The following is a 20,003-nucleotide window of genomic DNA, read 5'->3' as shown; positions in this document are numbered from 1 at the left end:
AATTGTATTATAGGACACGAAAAAAGACAAACTGAGCTGTTTGTCTTTTCCTTATACTTCATTTTATTATATCAGCCTTTTGAAAAATTCGTTTGCACCTCTCGAATCGGCCAATATCGCAAATCAACTTTACCGACAACTGTATCAGCTTTTACAAAACCGAAGTGCCTACTATCCCAGCTACCAAGGCGGTTGTCACCAACTACAAAAATAGAACCAGGTGGTACAAACTTTTCTTTCGTTAACTCTTCTAGTTTAAAATCACCTGTTAATTGCCGTCCATTTGTCTCTTTCTTATACGTCTCTAAATAAGGTTCCTCCACGAATTGTCCGTTTATATATAGTTTATCCTGCTTATATTCGATATGATCCCCAGGTAAACCGACAATTCGCTTTACATAGTCCTCTTTTTTATTCGCATGAAAAACGACGACATCAAATCGATTCAAGTCCCCTACTTGATAACTCACCTTATTCACAACGAGCATATTTCCATCTTGCAATGTCGGCATCATTGACTTCCCCTCTACAACGTACGTTGAAAAGAAAAACGTTCGAAAAAATACAGCTAATAGTACACCAATTAAAATTGTTCTTATCCACTCTAGCCCTTCTTTTTTCAAAGTTTTCTTCATTCGCTTCTCCCCTCGCCCTTTAATAATGAAGCTTTTCTTTACAAAGAAGACTTTTCCTAATGTAGTTCTAACTTTACTTCAATTTTTTTACCGACATACCATAAAATAAAAATAACAACGCCAACAATAACCGATTTCACCGGCTTATGAATAAATGACACTAAATCATGACCGATATAAGTTAAAATAAAGATCATCACAAGCTTTCCGAATGCTAATGCTAGTCCAAACTGTTTTACGCTAACGCGAGACAAACCAGCTACAACGTTTATAAGCGCAGATGGTGTAAACGGAAAACAAAATATAACAAAGATTGGCGCGAATCCTTTTCTTTCAATCCATCCCATCGCTTTTCGCACTCTCTCATGCTTATTTACAAAAGAAAAGAAACGACTTCGTCCAAAGCTGCGAATAATGAAAAATACAAGCATTGCACCAATTACTGACCCAAGCCATGAATAAAGAAAACCGAACCAAAAGCCAAATGCAACAGCATTCGCCAACACAAAAACAATGAGTGGCAATGCCGGAATAAGCGCCTCTATCATTGGTAAGCCAATACCGAGAAGCGGTCCGAACGCACGATAACTTTCAACAATATGATCCATATTTTCTGGTGAAAAATATTCTTTGATCGTTTGAAAATCCATTCTACACTTTACCCCTTTACTCTAATTACTACCTCTACTGTATCATTGCTTAAATGAAAGAGGAAATGGTAGATACGACATATGGAGATGCATTTATTAAAGTTTCCATATCTTTCGTTAGAATTCCTTCATTATTATGCTATGATAATCTATCAATATTCGACAGGATTTGAAGTTAATTTAGATACTATACCTAAATTATTACTTAACGGTTACATATTATGAAAAAGAAGAATACATAGAAAGTGATAATCAATATTTTTCAAAAAATAACCTTACTGCGCGTAAGGTTATTTCTACCTATATAGAAATGAGTAGTGACTGATAATTGTTGTACATTCAAACAATTCACCTTTTTTAATGACCAGTTCTTACACGTAACTTTTTTAGCAAACGTATACTATCAATCATGATAAGTATTAATAGATATAAGAAAGATAGTATTAATACTGTACTCTGAATAGGCAAAATTCGAAATTTGTATAGAAAACGATCGATCATATATATATCTTGCTCACTCGTTATAGTAGTAGGAGTGAATATAAGGTAGTCTTTCCAATTATCAATCCAGGCTAAATCAACTGCAGAAAATTGCATCATCCCTAGCCACAAATAAAGAAAAATCGGTATCAGAATCATATATTGAACGCTATGTAATACCTTTCTTTGCTTCTTACATTCAATAATTTGAAAGACAATAAGTGTCAATAAGTATACTATCAACAGTAGAAAAACTATAGTGACAAACGGTTGAATTGAAAAAGAAAATAGCAATTTATCAATTTCATAAATTTGACTATAATCTGTTACACTTTGAGGCGTAAAAACAAAATGCTCTTTAGCATCACTTATCATTAACTGACTACCAACGACTCCAGTAAATATAAATGTAATAAACAATATAGGAAAAACAAGGATATATTGCGACCAAAATAAAATGTTTCTTTGCAAAATACCAACCTCCTTTTTTATATAATAAGGAAAGAACTATCCTGTATACCGCGAATATAAAATGATATATAATCACACTACATTAAGTATATTTAGGAAAATAACCCTTATATTGTAATTGTATATTATCTTAAGTTATTAGAGAACGAAAATTCAGGAAATTAACCTTGTTTTATTTATGAATCTTACCGTGTAAATAGTATATATAACGAAATCAAAAAGGATGAGTCTCCCCATCCTTTCCCTCTCACACTTCGCTTTCCTTCACAAAATACACTTTCTCATATGCTGGTGTTAATTTAGATTCTTCATTTTTATCAATCTCTTTAAAGCAAGGATTCCCTTGTTTTTTCTTACGGTCTTCATATTCTGTCCGCAATTTCGCTGTACGATTTTGCTGATTTTCAAAGCTACTTTTTGACATTTCTAGTTTCACAGCGAAACCATTTATAAATCTAATAATAAGATTTCCATCTTTTAATTCTTTATTACCTTCAATATGAAAATGAGACAACCACGCACACTCTTTTCGAGAATAAGAATACGTAGGGAAAAAATAAAGTTGATCTGTCGGGCTAATTGCGATAGGAGCTTTATGTGTAATACGAGTTAACTCCTTCGTTCCTTCTTTTCTTCCAAAGAAACTAGAACCATGTTTCCGGCAACTTCTCTCTATAATATCAAGAGGCTTTTGAAATACGAAAAAAGAATCTTCCATTTCAATAATTCGCGTAACAACTTTCTTTTCCCCTAGAACAACAGGAAGTAAGGCCATTGTATTTTTGCTTATAACATAGTTTTCGACATAACGTTCTACTTTACTTTCCATAGTCTACTATCTGCTACTAAATATATAGACAAATGTATATCCTTAGAATATGTAGTTTTTGCACGCTAAGAATATTTTTATCTATATTCACTCTTTTGTTAGTAACAGATTTTTCACCTCTCTTTTTAAAATTTTCGATCGCTGTTTAATTTCCCTTCTTCATTTCCCTTTTATAGTAGCATCTACGAAAAGGAAATGGTTTACATTCTACGATTCTTTACAAATACTTATAATAAATCAACTACACTATAAATCATTTAATAATAATATAAGAATAATAAAGAAGTGAATTATATAAAAAGAGGATTCTATATACGAAAAAAGAATTTATATTATTTGTAATATGTTTAACACATTATGTTTTCCATATAATTACAGTGATTAATTTTGCTATAATTAAAATATAAAGTGAAACTTTAATCAGCCCTCACCAATCGGGCTTTTACGGGCAGCAGGGCTTCCACCTAACTTCTTTGCTCCACCTGAATTTTGAGGTGGGAGTTTTACTGCCCGGCAAATAGCGGGATAAATCAAATATACGGAGGTCTCTCATGGAAGAAAAGCAAGATCATCCAACAATTCAAATGAAAAATAGTAGCATTGTTATCGTAAAAAATTCAGCGAGTATTATATTCGGTTTATTTTTTATTTTACTGTTCTTCGCGAAGCCTTTTCGTAAATCTAAATGTCCAGAATGTAAGAAACGTGAAAAGAAAAAAGCTGTGAAAGAACACTAAAAGGCCTTCCTTTACGGAAAGCCTTTTTACATACTGATTATCCAGTTCATTATTCTTCATATTCAACAAAAAAAAGGATGGCATAAGCCATCCTTTTTTCTATAATAAACTATAAAATTATAGTTTGATTACGTTTTTAGCTTGAGGTCCACGGTTGCCTTCTTCGATTTCGAAGCTAACTTTTTGGCCTTCTTCTAAAGATTTGAAACCTTCAGTTTCGATTGCAGAGAAATGTACGAATACATCGTTTTCGCCTGGAACTTCGATGAAACCGAAGCCTTTTTCGTTGTTAAACCATTTTACTTGTCCTGTAACTGTCATAATTATTTCCTCCTACGAAAATACATTTTATTTAGTCTTCATGTATAAAAAAAGAATCCACACATTATCAAATTCGAAACATAAACTAGTTCTCACATACTTTTCCCCGTTTGTTTTCGGCATTTGATAATATATGGATTGCTTAATTTAATTATTCAACTGGTATTATCATAGCATACTTAAAATAGAATGTACAATCCTTTTTAAAAATAAAATTTCTAAATTTTAGTATTTCTTATACAAGATAACCACACCTATTCTAATAAGGAGGCGTATATGGCAGAAATAATCCCTGAAAAAACATTAAAGAGAATTGAAAAAGATATTGAAAATAATAACCTTGGAAAAGCAAGAGATAGATTACACGGATTAATCGCTACTTATCCGAATGAATTAGCACTTAGAAAAAAGCTCGGTGATATTTACTTTACATTACAATACCCAGAAATGGCTGGACGGTATTGGTATCTTGAAAAAGAGAAAACAGATGTTATGCACGCGGCATGTCTACAATTTGAACAATCGATGGGAAACGACTCTTATCATATTGTACGTGCTTTAAAATTCAAAGGAGATCATAACATTATTACAGGACTATACACCGAACATCCTTTACAGCCATTGCAGAAAAAAGTGGTAGAAGAACTAATTGATGATTATGAAGAAACATGGAAAGACAAACTATTTACATGGGGCTGTCTAGCATTATTCGCATTCCTTCTTTTTACTGCTATTATTGGTATATTCACTATATTGGATTGGATATTTTAAATAGAAGCAGGTGCCTATAACAGGCACCTACTTCTATCATTATTTCGTAAACTGTTCTTCTTCCGTAGATCCTTTTAAAGCAGTCGTTGATGAAGTACCGCCCGTAATTACTTGTGCTACTTCATCAAAGTATCCTGTTCCTACTTCGCGTTGATGGCGCGTTGCAGAGTAACCATCTTTTTCTGCTGCGAACTCTGCTTGTTGTAATTCAGAGTACGCTGCCATACCGCGCTCTTTATAACCACGCGCTAATTCAAACATGCCGTAATTTAATGAATGGAATCCAGCAAGCGTTACGAACTGGAATTTATAACCGTATGATGCAATTTCTTTTTGGAAGCTTGCAATCGTTTTTTCATCTAACTTTTGTTTCCAGTTAAATGAAGGGGAACAGTTGTAAGCGAGTAACTTCCCTGGATATTTCTTATGAATTGCGTCCGCAAAGCGTTTTGCATCTTCTAAATTTGGCTCCGACGTTTCACACCAAACGAGATCTGCATACGGCGCATACGCTAAACCACGTGCAATTGCTTGATCAAGACCTGCTTTCGTACGATAAAACCCTTCTGGCGTTCTTTCACCTGTAATAAACTCTTGATCAACTGGATCGATATCGCTCGTAATTAAATCTGCAGCATCTGCATCTGTTCTTGCGACGATAATTGTTGGTACACCCATTACATCAGCAGCAAGACGTGCCGAAATTAAATTACGCACCGCTGTTTGTGTCGGTAATAATACTTTTCCGCCTAAATGCCCGCATTTTTTCTCTGAAGATAATTGATCTTCAAAGTGCACGCCAGATGCACCCGCTTCAATCATCCCTTTCATTAGTTCAAATACGTTTAACTGTCCACCAAAACCAGCTTCAGCATCTGCCACAATCGGTACGAAATAATCTGTATCACCGCTTCCTTCCATATGCTGAATTTGATCAGCACGTTGAAGTGTTTGGTTAATTCGTTTTACAACAGCCGGCACACTGTTCGCTGGGTATAAGCTTTGATCAGGATACATATGTCCAGAAAGATTCGCATCTGCCGCTACTTGCCAACCGCTTAAATAAATTGCTTTTAATCCAGCCTTCACTTGTTGCATCGCTTGGTTTCCTGTTAATGCCCCAAGTGCATTAATATAATCTTCGGTATGAAGTGATTTCCAAAGCTTCTCTGCACCGCAGCGCGCTAACGTATGTTCAATATCAATCGATCCACGCAGACGAATTACATCTTCAGCTGTATATGGACGTGTGATTCCTTTCCAGCGCGTATCTAATTCCCAGCTTTCCTGCAATTTATCAATTCTTTCGTTTTTCATATGTTCCATCCCCTTTTCTTGTTTCTTATAAAATTTCATAACCAGGTAATGTTAAAAACGGCATGAACTCGTTATTACGAACAAGGTTTGTAAACAGTTTTGTAGCTTCTTCAAATCTCCCTTTCTTAAACGCTTCCTTACCAATCTCACTTTCTATTTTTGCTAGTTCTTCTTCTTTCAATTCTTCCATCAATTTAAAAGTGATATTACGGCCATCACTTAGCTTCCCGCCCTCATGACGAATCCACTGCCATACTTGTGCTCTTGATATTTCCGCTGTTGCCGCATCTTCCATTAAGTTATAAATAGGAGCTGCTCCTCTCCCGCTTAACCAAGATGCAATATATTGAATACCTACATTAATATTTGTGCGAAGACCACCTTCTGTAATCGTTCCCATCGGTACTTCTAATAAATCCTTTTCTGTTACACGTATTTCTTCACGCTTTCTAAAAATTTGATTTGGCGTTTTCATTATGTGATTAAATACTTCCATTGCAACCGGTACAAGTCCCGGGTGGGCAACCCAAGTCCCGTCATGACCGTCTAAAGCTTCGCGCTCCTTATCAGCACGCACTTTCTCGAAAGCCGCCTCATTTGCTTCTGGATCATTTTTAATTGGAATTTGCGCTGCCATTCCTCCGATTGCTGGCGCGTTACGACGATGACACGTTTGAATAACTTTCAAAGAATACGCGCGCATAAACGGCGCTGTCATCGTGACTTGCGCTCTATCCGGAAGTAAAAAAGTATTATGATTACGGAAACTCTTTAAGAAACTAAATATATAATCCCATCGCCCGCAGTTTAAACCAGCAGAATGATCTCTTAGTTCATACAGAATTTCATCCATTTCAAATGAAGCGTGAATCGTTTCTATTAACACAGTCGCTTTAATCGTTCCATTCGGAATGCCGATATACTTTTGAGCAAATACGAAAACATCATTCCATAATCTTGCCTCTAAGTAACTTTCCATTTTCGGTAAGTAAAAGTACGGGCCACTTCCTTTTGCTAAAAGCACCTTCGCATTATGGAAAAAGTACAAGCCAAAATCTACTAAACTGCCAGACATGTTCTTGCCGTCAACTTGCATATGTTTTTCTTCTAAATGCCACCCTCTCGGACGCACAATTAATACAGCTGTTTTACTATTTAAACGATATTCTTTTCCGTTTTCATTTTTATGTGAAATCGTTCCCTTACTCGCATCTCGTAAGTTAATTTGACCTTCGACAGCATTTCTCCAAGTTGGTGCATTCGAATCTTCAAAGTCTGCCATAAAAAGATGTGCTCCTGAATTTAAAGCGTTAATGACCATCTTTCTATCCACCGGCCCAGTAATCTCCACGCGGCGATCCTCTAAATCTTTCGGAAGCTCAGCGATTGTCCAATCCCCTTCACGTATATGCTTTGTTTCTTCTAAAAACTTAGGAAACTCCCCTGCATCAATTCTTTTTTGTTTCTCCACACGCTTTTGTAAAAGTTCCGTGCGGCGTTCATTGAAATTTTCATGTAATTCCTTTAAAAAACTAAGCGCCTCAGGTGTCAATATTTCGTTGTACGCTGGTAACATTTCTCCAACGAGTGTAACCCGTGAAGTTTGCGTCGACATATTAGCATCCCCTTCTTAAACTGTCTTATAACAGATTTGATTTTATGTTTTATATTATATAACAAATCTTCAGAAAAGGAAGTTTTTTTTGAAAATTTAATGATTTTTTTACAACTCCTTTCTTTTGCACTTTATTTCACGCAAAAAAGGCCACTGTTATACAACAACGGCCTTTACGTATTTTTTTTATTGCTGTGTCATATCATTCAACATTGCTTTATATAAAAACTGTGCGTATTGTTCTCTTGTTACTTTCATGGACGGACCAAATTTATTTTCTCCGATTCCCACTGTAATATCATTTGTTTTTATTGCACTAATTGCATTTTTTGCCCATGAATCTGCTGAAACATCATTAAAAGTATGAGATCCCTTTGCCTGTAAGTCAAAAGCATTCGTAAGAACTTGTGCCATTTCCGCACGCGTTAACGTCGCTTTCGGTCTAAAGTTTCCATGCTCATCCCCCATGAAAATTTCCATTTCTGTTAAAGCTAATATTTCCTCGATAAAGTCTGTCGAATTTTCATCGATATCCCCATATGGGTTCTCATATGCATCTTGTTCTTCTATATCAAACACACGATAAATTAAAGCTGCCACTTGCTCACGTGTTACATCATCCCCAAAACCGAACACCCCATCTCCATATCCAAAAATAATTTCTTGTGCCGCTAAATTATGAATCGCCTCATATGACCAATGTCCTATTGGTACATCTTTAAATACAATTGTATTTGTATTTTGTAGCGGTGCACTTTCCGCTTTTACATTATTACTCTCTGCTGAGAATAATACCCCACCCATAATTGTTAATGCTGTAGCTGTTTTTAATAATTTTTTGCTCATCAAATTATCTCCCTAATATGTATATGTTTTTAAAAAAATATACAGAACAAATGGTATAGTGACAACATGATTTTCGACATATTTCGTGACAGTTTTGTGAATCATATTACACATCATTTCTTTTTTACGAGGTTGATTATCAAGCTTATGTATAGTGATAAACATACATAAAAACGTATAATAATTCTTTTGTAAACGAACAAAAAAAGCACAAATATTTCTATTTGTGCTTTCTCACTCTATTTCCAATCCTCTTTCAAATGATAATTAATAAGCGCATTGTTTATAAACTGAGCATATTGTTCTCTAGGCACGAAGCCATTTAATTCATACATACCTTTTCCAGTTCCTGTAACAACCTGATTAGATTGCAGTGCACTAATTGCCTCTTCTGCCCAATGACCTTTTGGTACATCTTTAAATGTCTGCTTTTGTTTTGCTTCGAAAGTAAATGCTTTTTGAAGTACTACTGCCATTTCAGCTCGAGAAATTGGTGCTTTCGGTCTAAAGTTCCCGTTTTCATCACCTTTAAAAACACCACGTTTTGTTAACGCTAAAATTTCCTTTTGAAAATTAGTTGAACTTTCAGAAATATCTTTGTATGGATTTGCTACTGCCCCTTCTTCTTTCATTTCAAGTGTTTTGTAAATAACCCCAGCTACTTGCTCACGTGTTGTAAGATCTCCAACACCATACTTTCCATTTCCATACCCAACTATAATTTTATTATAAGCTAAATCTAAAATAGCATCATATGCCCAAAATCCGTATGGAACATCATCAAATACAATCATTTCCGGATACTCTTCCGCTTTTACAGGCGCCACATTCGTTCCTGCAAATATACCTCCTACCATTGTCGCAATCATCATTACACCCAATATTTTTTTCTTCATTGTCCTCTCTCCCTATTTCTATTGTATGTTAAATAGAAAAATAATAGATAATACGAAGCATTGAACTTCATTGTTTCAGGAGTACTAATTTGTTGGTGAATGTAAGATAAAATGCACATCTTCTAAAAGAAACATTTTGACTACCTTTCTGCTTTATACCTCCTTCTTTCTTTTTCAAAAGGAAGTTGTCACATCTTAGGTGTTATATAATAAAATATTCTACAATCTCTTTGTGAACTCCTTCGCATTTTTAAATTTCACTTTATTGCCACAAAAAGACGCAAATAATATATATTTGCGTCTTTTTCAATTCTATATGAAGCAAAGATATCCTCTACACTCATTCTCTATTGTTAAGAAATAGCACTTTCCTTCACCGATAGTTCCTTCTCTGTTCCCTTGCGAAAAGTTATTGCCATCCCTACGAATATAAGCACAATCCCTACTATTTGCATACTAGTCGGTCTAAATCCGGTAAAAACTGTATCTAATAGTATTGCAACCGCAGGATCTAAAAATACTAATATGGAAATAAGTCTCGTCGATAAATCTCTTAAACTGTCAAAAAACAAGTAATATACAAACCCAGTATGCATAAGACCTGTCGCTGTGATCATCATCCAGTTCATCTCTGTTAATCCTTGAAATTTCCCGAAATCTATAAATGGTAATAATAAAAATATACCTAAAAATGTTTGTACAAAGGTCATCGCATATGCACTCGTATGCTTAATTCCTTTTCCTAGCAACGTTGTAAAAGCATAAAATAAAGCTGCAAGAAGTGCCCACACCATTCCAGATGACATTAGCTTTTCTAACGACACACTTCCATCTACACCAGCTACTAAAACTGTACCAATAAAACAAATAACGATCGATATAACCGCAAATACTGTTAGCCTCTCTTTAAATACGATACTGCCAATCATTAATACGATGATTGGAGCAAGATGATAGACAGAAATCGCAATTGTAATCGACATTACTTCAAATGCTTTAAATAAAAATACCCAGTTAAAAACGAGAAATACACCACAAGCTAATATTTGTATCATTTCTTTTTTGTTCCATTTCTCATTTTTATATTGCCCTGTTACGAACCAACATAATGTTAAAAATACAGTCGCACAAATACAGCGAATAAACACTAATTCAAAGGAAGGTAAACCTGTTTGTACTGAAAAAAATCCAATCGATCCGAAAATAGACATCGATAGTATCATTTTTATTGCCGGCATTGATTTTGAATGAAACAAAATATTAACCTCCTAAATTTTTCACTGAATATTCTACGAATTATACACTATAATCTTCCAAAACTCGAATCATCCATAATAAAAAGAAGCAGTAAACTAATCTGTACCCTTTGTAAAGGACATTTTTAAAAAAGTTAGGCAACATCAAGAAGATGATTTCTGTATCCAACAGGAGTCATCTTTTTTAAATTCCATTGATATCTATAGTGATTATAGTACGTCATATATTTCTTAATCTCTTGTTTCAACTCAGTAAAAGACTCGCAAGGTTTTATATGTGCTTCATCTTTCAGATGACCAAAAAATGATTCTTGTGGAGCGTTATCCCAACAGTTCCCTCTTCTTGACATAGATTGTCCGAGCTTTAGCTTTTTGACTAATTTTTGGTAGGTAGGGCTTGTGTAGTGGGCTCCTTGATCTGAATGAATATATGCACCTTCAGTCAATCGAATCTTCTTATTCCGTTTTAGTTTATGAAGAGTTGTTATTACGAGGTCTAATGTCATCTGTTCTGAAACATGGTAAGCTAAAATTTCATTGGTTGAGCCATCTAAAATTGTAGATAAATAAGCTCTTTTATTCTTACCGTAAACTAAATAAGTGATATCTGTAAGAAGCGTTTTTCCTGGGGTGTTTTGTTTAAATTCTCGATTTAATTGATTCGGCACTACTCGATGTTCTTTTGAAGCTTTCAGCATTCTTTTATAAGGATTTGCTTTCCGAATCGGACAGACAATCTCATATTTTTTCATGATTCTACGGATACGCTTTAAATTGTAGACAACTTGAAAATGACCCACCAATGTCATTTTTATTTGACGAGCCCCTTTCTTTCGATTTCTAAATCGAAGTGCTTTTAATATGATTTCTTTCACGATTTCATCTTGATTGTTCTTTTGTTTCCGTTGTTCTTGAGATGAAATGGAAAAATAATTATAGTATCCCGAACGGGATACACCAGCTACTTTACACAAATAACTCACCATATTTCTTAAGTTATATTTTATGATGACAGAACGAATCAGGATATATTTCTGACTAGGTGATAACGTTATTTCCTTCTCATCCTCCCTTCCATAAGTTTGATCTTTTTTAACAATTCATTTTCTGCCTTTAGTAAGTTCCGTTCGGCTTCTAAACGAGCATACTTCTCTTCTAACGTAAGCTCTCTCTCAAGAGTTCTTCCCGCGTTTTGGGTGCGTGTATCTCGCAAACCAAATACACCATTTTTTCTGTAAGCAGCACGCCACCTACTTCCTGATGACATAATTCGTTTCATTCCAATCATATCTATATCAAAACCACATTCTTCAAAAATATTTCGAGGTAGTTTTCCTTTCTCATTTTCCTCAATAAAAATACGCTTAAATTCATCTGTATAAGTGATACCTTTCTGACTTACAGATTTTATGTAGGGGTTATTTGATAGAATTTGAATGTCTCTTTCTGTAAATAGCTTTTTTGTCATTTTGAACTTTCTCCGATCCCAATTTTCTCTCATTATACAAGAAATACCCTATAGAATAGACTTTTTTTTCAGTGTCTATTCTATAGGGTACATTTTAAACTACTGCTTCTTTTGTTTTTCATATTGTTCAAACGTATGAATTCTTTCAAAAATTGGTGGGTGCGTGTATAAGAAGAATTTTACTAATGCAGGCGGATTCACTTGACTTAAACTTGTTTTTGATAGATATTGAAATGTTTTCACACCTGATTTCCCATCTTTCGTCATATTTAAAGCATATTGATCTGCCGCGCGTTCTTCTATACGTGAAACATAGTTTGTTGCTGGCTGTGATGCAAAAGATAATAACGAGGAAATTAAGAAAAACAAAGGTAAAATTGAGAAACATGCCACTTTTGAAATTTGCAGCGTATCTCCCCATTTTCGAATACACATATTTAAAATACGACTAATTACATACATACCTATAAACGATAGCAAGACATAGCTCGCAACGCCCCAATATATATGTTTCATAACATAATGTCCCATTTCATGGGCCATTATAAATAAAATCTCTTTATCTTTTAATTGCTTAAGCGTTGTATCCCACATTACAATACGCGAGTTAAGACCAATTCCTGTTACATATGCATTTAACGAATTCGTTTTTTTCGACATATTTACTTCATATACATGTTTAGCAGGAATGTCAGCTTTGTCTGCCATCGCTAAAATTTTCGTTTCTAACTCTTTATTTTTCAGCGTCGAGAAATCGTTATAAAGTGGATCAATAATAACAGGTTGCACAAACGTTAAAAAAATCGTAAACGGAACAGAGAGTGCCCATCCTGCTAGCCACCATCTCTTCGGGAATTTACGGATGAGCCATAATAAAACCGTAACAATGAGGAACATAGTCGCATAGTTCACCCAAAAATCGATGACGTGATCTTTAATCCAGCTTTGTGTACTTTGCGTTGAAATGCCGTAATCAACGGACACTTTACGACCGATCCATTGCATCGGTAATGCAAGAATTGTTGTCAGTAGTGATAAATAAAAGAAATAAATCGCAACTTGTAAGACACTTATTTTAGTCGTTTCCTTTGACCATTTCTCAAACTTTTTTGAAATACCGAGCACGAGTACAAATAATAAGATAATCCATTCAAGAGGCGTCGCTAAAAAGAACAGTAAATTTTTCACGCGCGAATAATCTTGGCTTAGCGTAAGCTCTTTCGCATTCATAAAAGTTTCTGGATCTGCACTCGTTCCTTTATACATCTCCGGAATGAGTTCATGATTCCATCCAAATAAATACCAATATATAAATAACGCAAACCCAACGTACAAAAAAAGCGACCACCCAATAACTTTCCTCACGTTATTCCCTCCTCTATGCTGCCTGTCTATTATTATTGTAAGTTCATACTTTCAAAATTAGAACAAGCTAATCGTGAGAATTGTTCTAGCCCGTTCAATTTACATAAAAAAACTCTTCTATTACAAGAAGAGTTTCACCTATTTTTAGACACTTTCCTCGGTTCATAATCCGGAATAAGAAAAGCACTTACAAACCAACACATTAAACCGTCGCCTTTTACATATTTTATATATTCATAGTCTTGAAAAAATAGCGTCGTTATAATAATCGTAAAAAAACCTACTAAAACAAGTATATATCCTATTTGTTTCTTCGATAACATAGATACTCCCCCCTTAAGGCAGTACATCTATTAACAAACTGAAATCTTGTACAGAAAAAGAACTATATTTCATAATACCTTGTACAGCTAAAAGTAAAACAAGACCGATCACACACATATAGTTAACACTTTCGTCACTCTTTTTTTCAGTAACCATGCCACCACTTATACATAAAACCCCTAATAAATGGAGCGCTAAATACATGAAAAAGTAGGCTTCCTCCCAGCGGAGAATAACATTTACTGTCGTTATTAGCACTATGCTAAGTAAAATCAAATAAAAAAACTTATTTGATGATATCGTTTCATTCATATAATTTTATACATCCCTTTCAAATTTCGAATTAATGATGTTTCAAAGCTATAAAGTAAATGATTGTTTTCATACTATAAAACAAAAGGAAAGCCACTATTACTTTCACGAATATTTTATGAACCCACATATACTTCTCTTCATTTTTTCTGAAGATGCGCTTCATCATTTCTTCTACAATTAGACCAAATATTAGTAAAACCCCTAATACAATAAGAAGAGAAATAATATTTTCTTTTAAATGAGTACTAGAAAATAAGTAATACTCTGGAAACACAATCGTATCTACTACAGGTTGAAGCCAATGGCAAACGTTTCTATCACACATATCTGTAATAGACGTAGAATCTATAATGTCTTTCAATATTTTTTCAATCGTCTTCTTCATCTCATTTATCTCCCACTACATCTGCAAAACTCTTTACCTGCTCTGCATATATAACTGGCACTTCTTTACTCCAGTATTTGCGGTTAACAAATAAAAAAATGAGTACTAAATTTAATCCTGTTATAAAAATAATAAGTCCTGGAAAGAACGTCGTATAGTTTGAGAAATCTGCAAAACTCATGATCTTTTCTCTACTTACTAGGAAAGATGCACAGAGTACAAATGTATTGTTTAACATGTGTATCGCAATTGGCATGAGTAAGCTTTTCGTACGGATATATACGATTGATAATACGATACTAAATACGGCGGCACCGAGAAAATCGACATGTAATATCGCAAATAAAAGTGCCACTGCAATCATCGCTATACTCGTTCCCCATTTTGCAGCAAAGCGCTGAAGTAAAAATCCACGAAAAACAAATTCCCCAATAATAGGCGCGATAAATACAACCATAATAAATTGATATACATATCCCCCGGTACTATCTATAATCGGTTCATGCAAGGCATTCATAATAAAATCTGGTGTAATCCATGCAAAGCTGTACATGTACAAAATAAGATAGCCGTAACTAAACATACAAAGCATAATCGCGATGTACAAAACTTGCACCAAGTTAAATGTTTCATTTTTATTAACAAATAATGAAAATGAAACACGGTGCTTTCTATACTCATAAAAAATCCATGCAATCGGAAGGATATAAAATATAAGTATATTTATAAAAGAAGAATTTTGTATATGAAATGTACTTTCTAACAATTCCCCGCTACTTCTCGCTACTAAAATTAATAGTGCAAATACAATTAAAAAATATCTAGCTCGCATCATTTGAAACGGATTCACACTCATCTCCTCCCCTATGTTACTTTTATCATATCATTTGATTCTTAATTTTTTGTGAAAGAAAACCTTAAATTTTCCTTAAAAATTCCATATGTTACAAAAAGATGATATGATATTCGAGGAAATTAAGGGGGATTCTTATGTATCAAGCAAATATATTACTCATCGATGATGAAACAGCAATTTTACAACTACTAACTACCATTCTTGAAAAAGAAGGTTTTTCTCATATTACAACTGCAACATCAGCTGAATTAGCTTTATCTCTCACCGAAAAAAACAATTACGATTTAATTATTTTAGATGTCATGCTTCCTGGACAATCTGGTTTTGATATTTGTCCGATTATTCGCCAACAAACAGATTGTCCGATTTTCTTCCTATCAGCGAAGGCATCTGATTTAGATAAAATATCTGGATTTTCATACGGTGCAGATGATTATATTACGAAGCCATTTAATCCATTAGAAGTCGTAGCTCGTATGAAAGCACAACTTCGAAGACATATGAAACAAACAGTACCACACGAACAAAACGCACACTCCATTTCATTTGGGAGATTTGAAATTGATCAACATTCTGCGGAACTAACAGTAGATGGGAACGTTGTCGAATGTTCCGCTCAACTGTTTCAACTACTACTCTTCTTTTGCGAGAATCCCAACTACGTATTTTCGAAAGAAGAAATATACGAAAAAGTTTGGGGAGCACCAGCCTATAATGGCGATGACAATACTGTTATGGTTCACATTCGAAAACTACGTGAAAAAATTGAACAAAATCCAAGTAATCCATTGTACATCAAAACGGTTCGTGGACTTGGCTATAAGTTCGTTACAAAGTAGGGTGACGATATGAATTTTAATAAACGACTTATAATCCAGTTTATCTTACAACACGTTTTTGTCTTAGTTACGTTACTTATCGCAGTAGTTGCTTCTTTTTCTTATTTAATTTTTCTTCTTAATAGTACTTTATATGAACCTAATATTTCTGATTATGATACCTTTACAATCTCCGAATACATTTCTTCCGAAGGAAATAATATTACTTTAAATTCTAAGGTGAAAGATTTAATAACAGAAAAGAGTGATTGGCTTCAGATTGTAGATGAAGATGGAAAGGCCCTTTACAACTTTAATACACCTAACGATGTTCCGACTTCTTACACGAAGACATCCTTACTTACATATTTACAAAATAGTAGCGAAAATCTTTATAAGCTTAACTATTGGGAAATTAAATTAGAAAAGAAACCAGTGCTCGTTATTTACGGTGCCAAACTAAAAAGTAATGCATTACTAAAAACGATACAACAAGGACATCCTTCTTTATCATTAAATGAATTTGCATTAACTGAACAAGAAAAACAATTACTTTCTAAAGAAAAAGCAACACTGCAAATATTTAATAACAATGGCGAAGAAGTTTTTTCCTATCCAACTGGGAAGAAAAAAACATTTTCGGCTATAAAAACGGCTCTTAATGAAAAAGAACCGTGGAATTATAAAGAAAATACATCTAGTTTTTACGATTCAAATAGCGGTCATCTCGTCGTTGTATCCGCCCCAAACGCTCATTATTATCCAGATGATGTATTAGATGATGTATTTACCAAGAAACTTCTAATCGGATGTAGCTTAATCCTCCTTATTGTGTTTGTTTATTTAGTCATTCTTTCAATTTGGTATGGAAATAAGTTTGGAAAGCCTCTATTACACACGATGCGCTGGCTTAAAAACATAGCTGGTGGAAAATATGAAGAGCCTGTTAGTAAAAAAGGCAAACCTGTTCGGTTCCGGCGCTCCGGTAAAGAAAAATGGTCGTTCCGCATATTTAAAGATGTTACAAACTCACTAGAGCACCTTTCTATTACTTTGAAAAAGAACGATGCAATGAGAAAAGTTTTGCAACAAACACGTGAAGAGTGGATTACCGGCCTGACGCATGATCTAAAAACACCGCTTAGCTCTATATACGGCTATGCATTATTACTAGAATCGAAGCAATATAATTGGACTGATCAAGACATTCAACAATTTGGCCATGTAATGAAAGAAAAATCTCAATATATGACTACATTAATTGACGACTTAAGCTTAACATATCAATTAAAAAATGATACTCTTCCTGCACAACACGTAAATGTTGAAATTAATCAGTTCGTCCAAAAAGTATTATTACAATTTATTAATAACCCGACACTACAAAATCAAAACATTGAATTCGTACCAAGTTCAAGCAAAATCCAATATTTTATTGAAGAAAAATGGTTCCAACGTATTATCGAAAACTTATTAGCAAACGCTGTAAAACATAATAATGAAACAACAAACGTAATCGTAAAACTTTCGCAAAATACAAATTCATTTACACTATCTATTTCAGATGATGGAAAAGGTATGGACGATAAAACGAAAGAGCTTCTATTCGAGCGATATTACAGAGGAACGAATACAGAAGAAAGCAACATTGGAACTGGCCTTGGCCTCGCCATTACAAAACAGCTCGTTCATGCCCATAACGGAACGATTTCCATTGATAGTGAACTTGGAAAAGGAACGACGATTATACTTGTGTTTCCGTTTAGTTCGTAGGAAAAGGTGCTATATGGCGCCTTTTCTGTTTTTGGTAATTATTCGGTGAATAAACTTATATTGAGTGTCTTTTTTTTCTCTTTTCCGGTTAATTTGTTGATAAATGAAATTATATCGACGATTTTCTAAATATATCGGCGCAACTCGAAATATATCAGCGATTTTTCAAATATATCGACCGTAACTCCAAATATATCAGCGATTTTCAAGATATATCGATTTACCGACAAAAACTGACAATAACAGTCTTCTTCCCCTACTATACAAATTAAAAATAAAACTATTAACAAATACATTTCCCTTTTATAAAAAAAGCGAACCATCTCTCAATGACTCGCTCTTAATCTATTACTTTTTCTTCACCGGTATCCAAAGCTCAACTTGAGCGAACTCACTCTTATCTGCATGGCAACGCTCATCGTATAGTTCAAACTCTGTAACTCCGCAATGTTCATATCCTGAATGCGGGAACCATTCTGAGAATACTGCATTCCACGTTTGGTGAATAGACGATACCATTTCTTCATGAGGAACTTTTGGCGTTGTAAATACTGCATACGTTGCGGATGGGAATGTACGCTTTGCAATTGCATTTGGTACATTGTCAAAGTCTGTAACTTCCATTCCGATAATATAAGTGAAGTCCCCTGTTTCTAAATTAAAATCTGTACATAATCCAAGCTCTACCCATTGGCTCGTATCTTTACGATTTGGAATTGTCGTTCCAAGATCCTTTTGTAAATACTCCTGCCAGAAGACCGGGATATCTTGATGATTTTTCCCCTCTTTACTTGTCGTCTTCAGCTCATAACCCGCCATTAAAAATTCTGGTTTATTTACAATACGATATTCCATTTGTATGCCCCCTAAATATGGATTTAATTTTCTTTGTTTTACATTCACTCTATAATACATTGGTGTTTCAATTTCTTGTTTTCGATATTCACTTGGTGTCATTTGAAATAATTTTTTAAAGGCTCTCGTGAACGTCTCGTGAGATTGAAAGCCATGCTCAAATGCGACATCAATAATTTTTTCATCCGTATGAGAAAGTTGATAAGCTGCCCGGGCTAACCTCCTCTTCCGAACATACTCCATTACTGTATCGCCTACTAACGCCTGAAATACACGATGAAAATGCGATTCAGAAAAACATGCAATGCGAGCTAAATTACGTAGCGTTTGCTTTTCCATTACATCTTCTTCAATATAATCAATTGCCCTTTGAATTTGAGTTTCATAGCTTTCCAACTCTGTTCACCCGCCTTATATGTATTATGATAAAAGAGAATCCTATCCAATTCTTGACGTTTTTTACTATAATTCCATAAAAAAATGTAACTTTTTTATATGTATTTCGTTGTTATGTATGAAGGGAGGGAAATGTAGTGAAACAAAGTCAATCATTAGAAGACATTTACTCAGAGCACATGCATGATTTATTTCGCTATCTTCTCTCCCTAACCGGAGACCCCCACCATGCTGAAGATCTCATGCAAGAAACTTTTTACCGAATGCTCGTCCATATTGACTATTATAAAGGAGAAGAAATTAGGCCTTGGTTATTTACAATTGCCTACAACGCCTTTATCGATTGGTACCGAAAAGAAAAGAAGTATAAAACAACTACGCTTGAAGAATTCCATTTACCAAGCGTGCCAAGTACAGAGCACTCTTATTTCGTAAAACATGAGATTACTAGTTGGTTACAAAGTATATCCTCTCTTCCGCTAGAAAGACGAAATGTATTGCTACTACGAGATTACTACGGATTCTCCTATAAGGAAATAGCAGAAATGACCGGTCTCTCGTTAGCAAAGGTGAAAATTGAATTACACCGAGGACGAAAAGAAACAAAAAGCATAAAGGAGTGAT

General features: G+C 34.4%; 22 protein-coding genes and 1 pseudogene. 5 read left to right on the top strand and 18 right to left on the bottom strand.

Annotation, left to right across the window (positions count from 1 at the left end):
- Positions 1-71: 71 nt before the first annotated feature.
- The 5 genes and pseudogenes from lepB to MHI07_RS29350 all read right to left on the bottom strand — a co-directional run.
- On the bottom strand, positions 72-635 hold the full coding sequence (lepB, locus tag MHI07_RS05620; protein ID WP_016104147.1) for a signal peptidase I: 564 nt from the start codon (positions 633-635) through the stop codon (positions 72-74).
- A 56-nt stretch (positions 636-691) separates the two neighbouring features.
- A complete protein-coding gene (locus MHI07_RS05615) occupies positions 692-1,285 on the bottom strand; it encodes a TVP38/TMEM64 family protein (RefSeq protein ID WP_002158925.1) in 594 nt (197 codons plus the stop codon).
- Between the two features lie 357 nt (positions 1,286-1,642).
- A complete protein-coding gene (locus MHI07_RS05610) occupies positions 1,643-2,239 on the bottom strand; it encodes a DUF4306 domain-containing protein (RefSeq protein WP_340826871.1) in 597 nt (198 codons plus the stop codon).
- Positions 2,240-2,483: 244 nt separating this feature from the next.
- Positions 2,484-3,065 (bottom strand): competence protein ComK, encoded by a 582-nt coding sequence (locus MHI07_RS05605; RefSeq protein WP_204209402.1) that lies wholly within the window; start codon positions 3,063-3,065, stop codon positions 2,484-2,486.
- A 49-nt stretch (positions 3,066-3,114) separates the two neighbouring features.
- Positions 3,115-3,201, bottom strand: a pseudogene (locus tag MHI07_RS29350) (RNA-guided endonuclease TnpB family protein); the annotation flags it as partial.
- Between the two features lie 415 nt (positions 3,202-3,616).
- Here MHI07_RS29350 and MHI07_RS05600 point away from each other — a divergent pair.
- Positions 3,617-3,802, top strand: a complete 186-nt coding sequence (locus tag MHI07_RS05600) for a hypothetical protein (protein ID WP_002011281.1) — start codon at positions 3,617-3,619, stop codon at positions 3,800-3,802.
- A 117-nt stretch (positions 3,803-3,919) separates the two neighbouring features.
- Here the strand turns inward: MHI07_RS05600 and cspA are convergent, their stop codons facing one another.
- A complete protein-coding gene (gene cspA, locus MHI07_RS05595; RefSeq protein ID WP_000218989.1) occupies positions 3,920-4,123 on the bottom strand; it encodes an RNA chaperone/antiterminator CspA in 204 nt (67 codons plus the stop codon).
- Between the two features lie 276 nt (positions 4,124-4,399).
- Here cspA and MHI07_RS05590 point away from each other — a divergent pair, with 276 nt between their 5' ends.
- Positions 4,400-4,894 carry a DUF6584 family protein gene (locus MHI07_RS05590; RefSeq protein WP_215580876.1) on the top strand — a complete coding sequence of 165 codons (495 nt, stop codon included), beginning with the start codon at positions 4,400-4,402 and terminating at the stop codon, positions 4,892-4,894.
- 39 nt (positions 4,895-4,933) lie between these two features.
- On the opposite strand, the gene aceA is transcribed toward MHI07_RS05590, so the two are convergent.
- The 11 genes from aceA to MHI07_RS05535 form a co-directional block, all read right to left on the bottom strand.
- Entirely contained in the window at positions 4,934-6,211 is a 1,278-nt protein-coding gene (gene aceA, locus MHI07_RS05585) for an isocitrate lyase (protein ID WP_002149914.1), read from the bottom strand.
- Between the two features lie 25 nt (positions 6,212-6,236).
- Entirely contained in the window at positions 6,237-7,826 is a 1,590-nt protein-coding gene (gene aceB / locus MHI07_RS05580; protein WP_199710048.1) for a malate synthase A, read from the bottom strand.
- A 186-nt stretch (positions 7,827-8,012) separates the two neighbouring features.
- On the bottom strand, positions 8,013-8,672 hold the full coding sequence (locus MHI07_RS05575) for an S-layer homology domain-containing protein (RefSeq protein WP_340822438.1): 660 nt from the start codon (positions 8,670-8,672) through the stop codon (positions 8,013-8,015).
- A gap of 239 nt (positions 8,673-8,911) precedes the next feature.
- Complete coding sequence (locus tag MHI07_RS05570; protein ID WP_340822437.1) at positions 8,912-9,568, bottom strand: S-layer homology domain-containing protein; 657 nt, start codon at positions 9,566-9,568, stop codon at positions 8,912-8,914.
- Between the two features lie 353 nt (positions 9,569-9,921).
- Positions 9,922-10,824 carry a DMT family transporter gene (locus MHI07_RS05565; RefSeq protein ID WP_340822435.1) on the bottom strand — a complete coding sequence of 301 codons (903 nt, stop codon included), beginning with the start codon at positions 10,822-10,824 and terminating at the stop codon, positions 9,922-9,924.
- Between the two features lie 134 nt (positions 10,825-10,958).
- Positions 10,959-12,292 (bottom strand): IS3 family transposase gene (locus MHI07_RS05560; RefSeq protein ID WP_215579587.1). Its coding sequence is split into 2 segments (ribosomal slippage): positions 10,959-11,905 and positions 11,905-12,292, totalling 1,335 coding nucleotides; the frame shifts between segments, so codons are not numbered across the junction.
- Positions 12,293-12,391: 99 nt separating this feature from the next.
- Positions 12,392-13,657, bottom strand: a complete 1,266-nt coding sequence (locus MHI07_RS05555; RefSeq protein ID WP_340822432.1) for a M48 family metallopeptidase — start codon at positions 13,655-13,657, stop codon at positions 12,392-12,394.
- Between the two features lie 134 nt (positions 13,658-13,791).
- Positions 13,792-13,980: a hypothetical protein gene (locus tag MHI07_RS05550; RefSeq protein ID WP_340822430.1), complete on the bottom strand. Its 189-nt coding sequence runs from the start codon at positions 13,978-13,980 to the stop codon at positions 13,792-13,794.
- A 13-nt stretch (positions 13,981-13,993) separates the two neighbouring features.
- The gene (locus MHI07_RS05545) at positions 13,994-14,293 is read right to left on the bottom strand and encodes a DUF2101 family protein (protein WP_002201425.1); all 300 of its coding nucleotides are present in this window, start codon (positions 14,291-14,293) and stop codon (positions 13,994-13,996) included.
- 31 nt (positions 14,294-14,324) lie between these two features.
- The gene (locus tag MHI07_RS05540; RefSeq protein WP_002011228.1) at positions 14,325-14,681 is read right to left on the bottom strand and encodes a hypothetical protein; all 357 of its coding nucleotides are present in this window, start codon (positions 14,679-14,681) and stop codon (positions 14,325-14,327) included.
- Between the two features lies 1 nt (position 14,682).
- Positions 14,683-15,531 (bottom strand): CPBP family intramembrane glutamic endopeptidase, encoded by an 849-nt coding sequence (locus tag MHI07_RS05535; protein WP_078179683.1) that lies wholly within the window; start codon positions 15,529-15,531, stop codon positions 14,683-14,685.
- A 140-nt stretch (positions 15,532-15,671) separates the two neighbouring features.
- Here MHI07_RS05535 and MHI07_RS05530 point away from each other — a divergent pair, with 140 nt between their 5' ends.
- Entirely contained in the window at positions 15,672-16,376 is a 705-nt protein-coding gene (locus tag MHI07_RS05530) for a response regulator transcription factor (protein WP_002158935.1), read from the top strand.
- A 9-nt stretch (positions 16,377-16,385) separates the two neighbouring features.
- A complete protein-coding gene (locus tag MHI07_RS05525) occupies positions 16,386-18,128 on the top strand; it encodes an ATP-binding response regulator (RefSeq protein ID WP_002158936.1) in 1,743 nt (580 codons plus the stop codon).
- 348 nt (positions 18,129-18,476) lie between these two features.
- On the opposite strand, the gene MHI07_RS05520 is transcribed toward MHI07_RS05525, so the two are convergent.
- Positions 18,477-19,379, bottom strand: coding sequence for an AraC family transcriptional regulator (locus MHI07_RS05520; protein WP_002158937.1), 903 nt, complete (start codon positions 19,377-19,379; stop codon positions 18,477-18,479).
- Positions 19,380-19,516: 137 nt separating this feature from the next.
- Between MHI07_RS05520 and MHI07_RS05515 the strand changes: the two genes are divergently transcribed.
- A complete protein-coding gene (locus tag MHI07_RS05515; RefSeq protein WP_215580860.1) occupies positions 19,517-20,002 on the top strand; it encodes an RNA polymerase sigma factor in 486 nt (161 codons plus the stop codon).
- Position 20,003: the final 1 nt, after the last annotated feature.

This window comes from Bacillus sp. FSL H8-0545, from assembly GCF_038006105.1.
GTDB classification, from domain to species: domain Bacteria; phylum Bacillota; class Bacilli; order Bacillales; family Bacillaceae_G; genus Bacillus_A; species Bacillus_A cereus_U.
The sequence above is the reverse complement of the archived record's forward strand: the minus strand, read 5'-3'. Positions and strand labels throughout refer to the sequence as shown.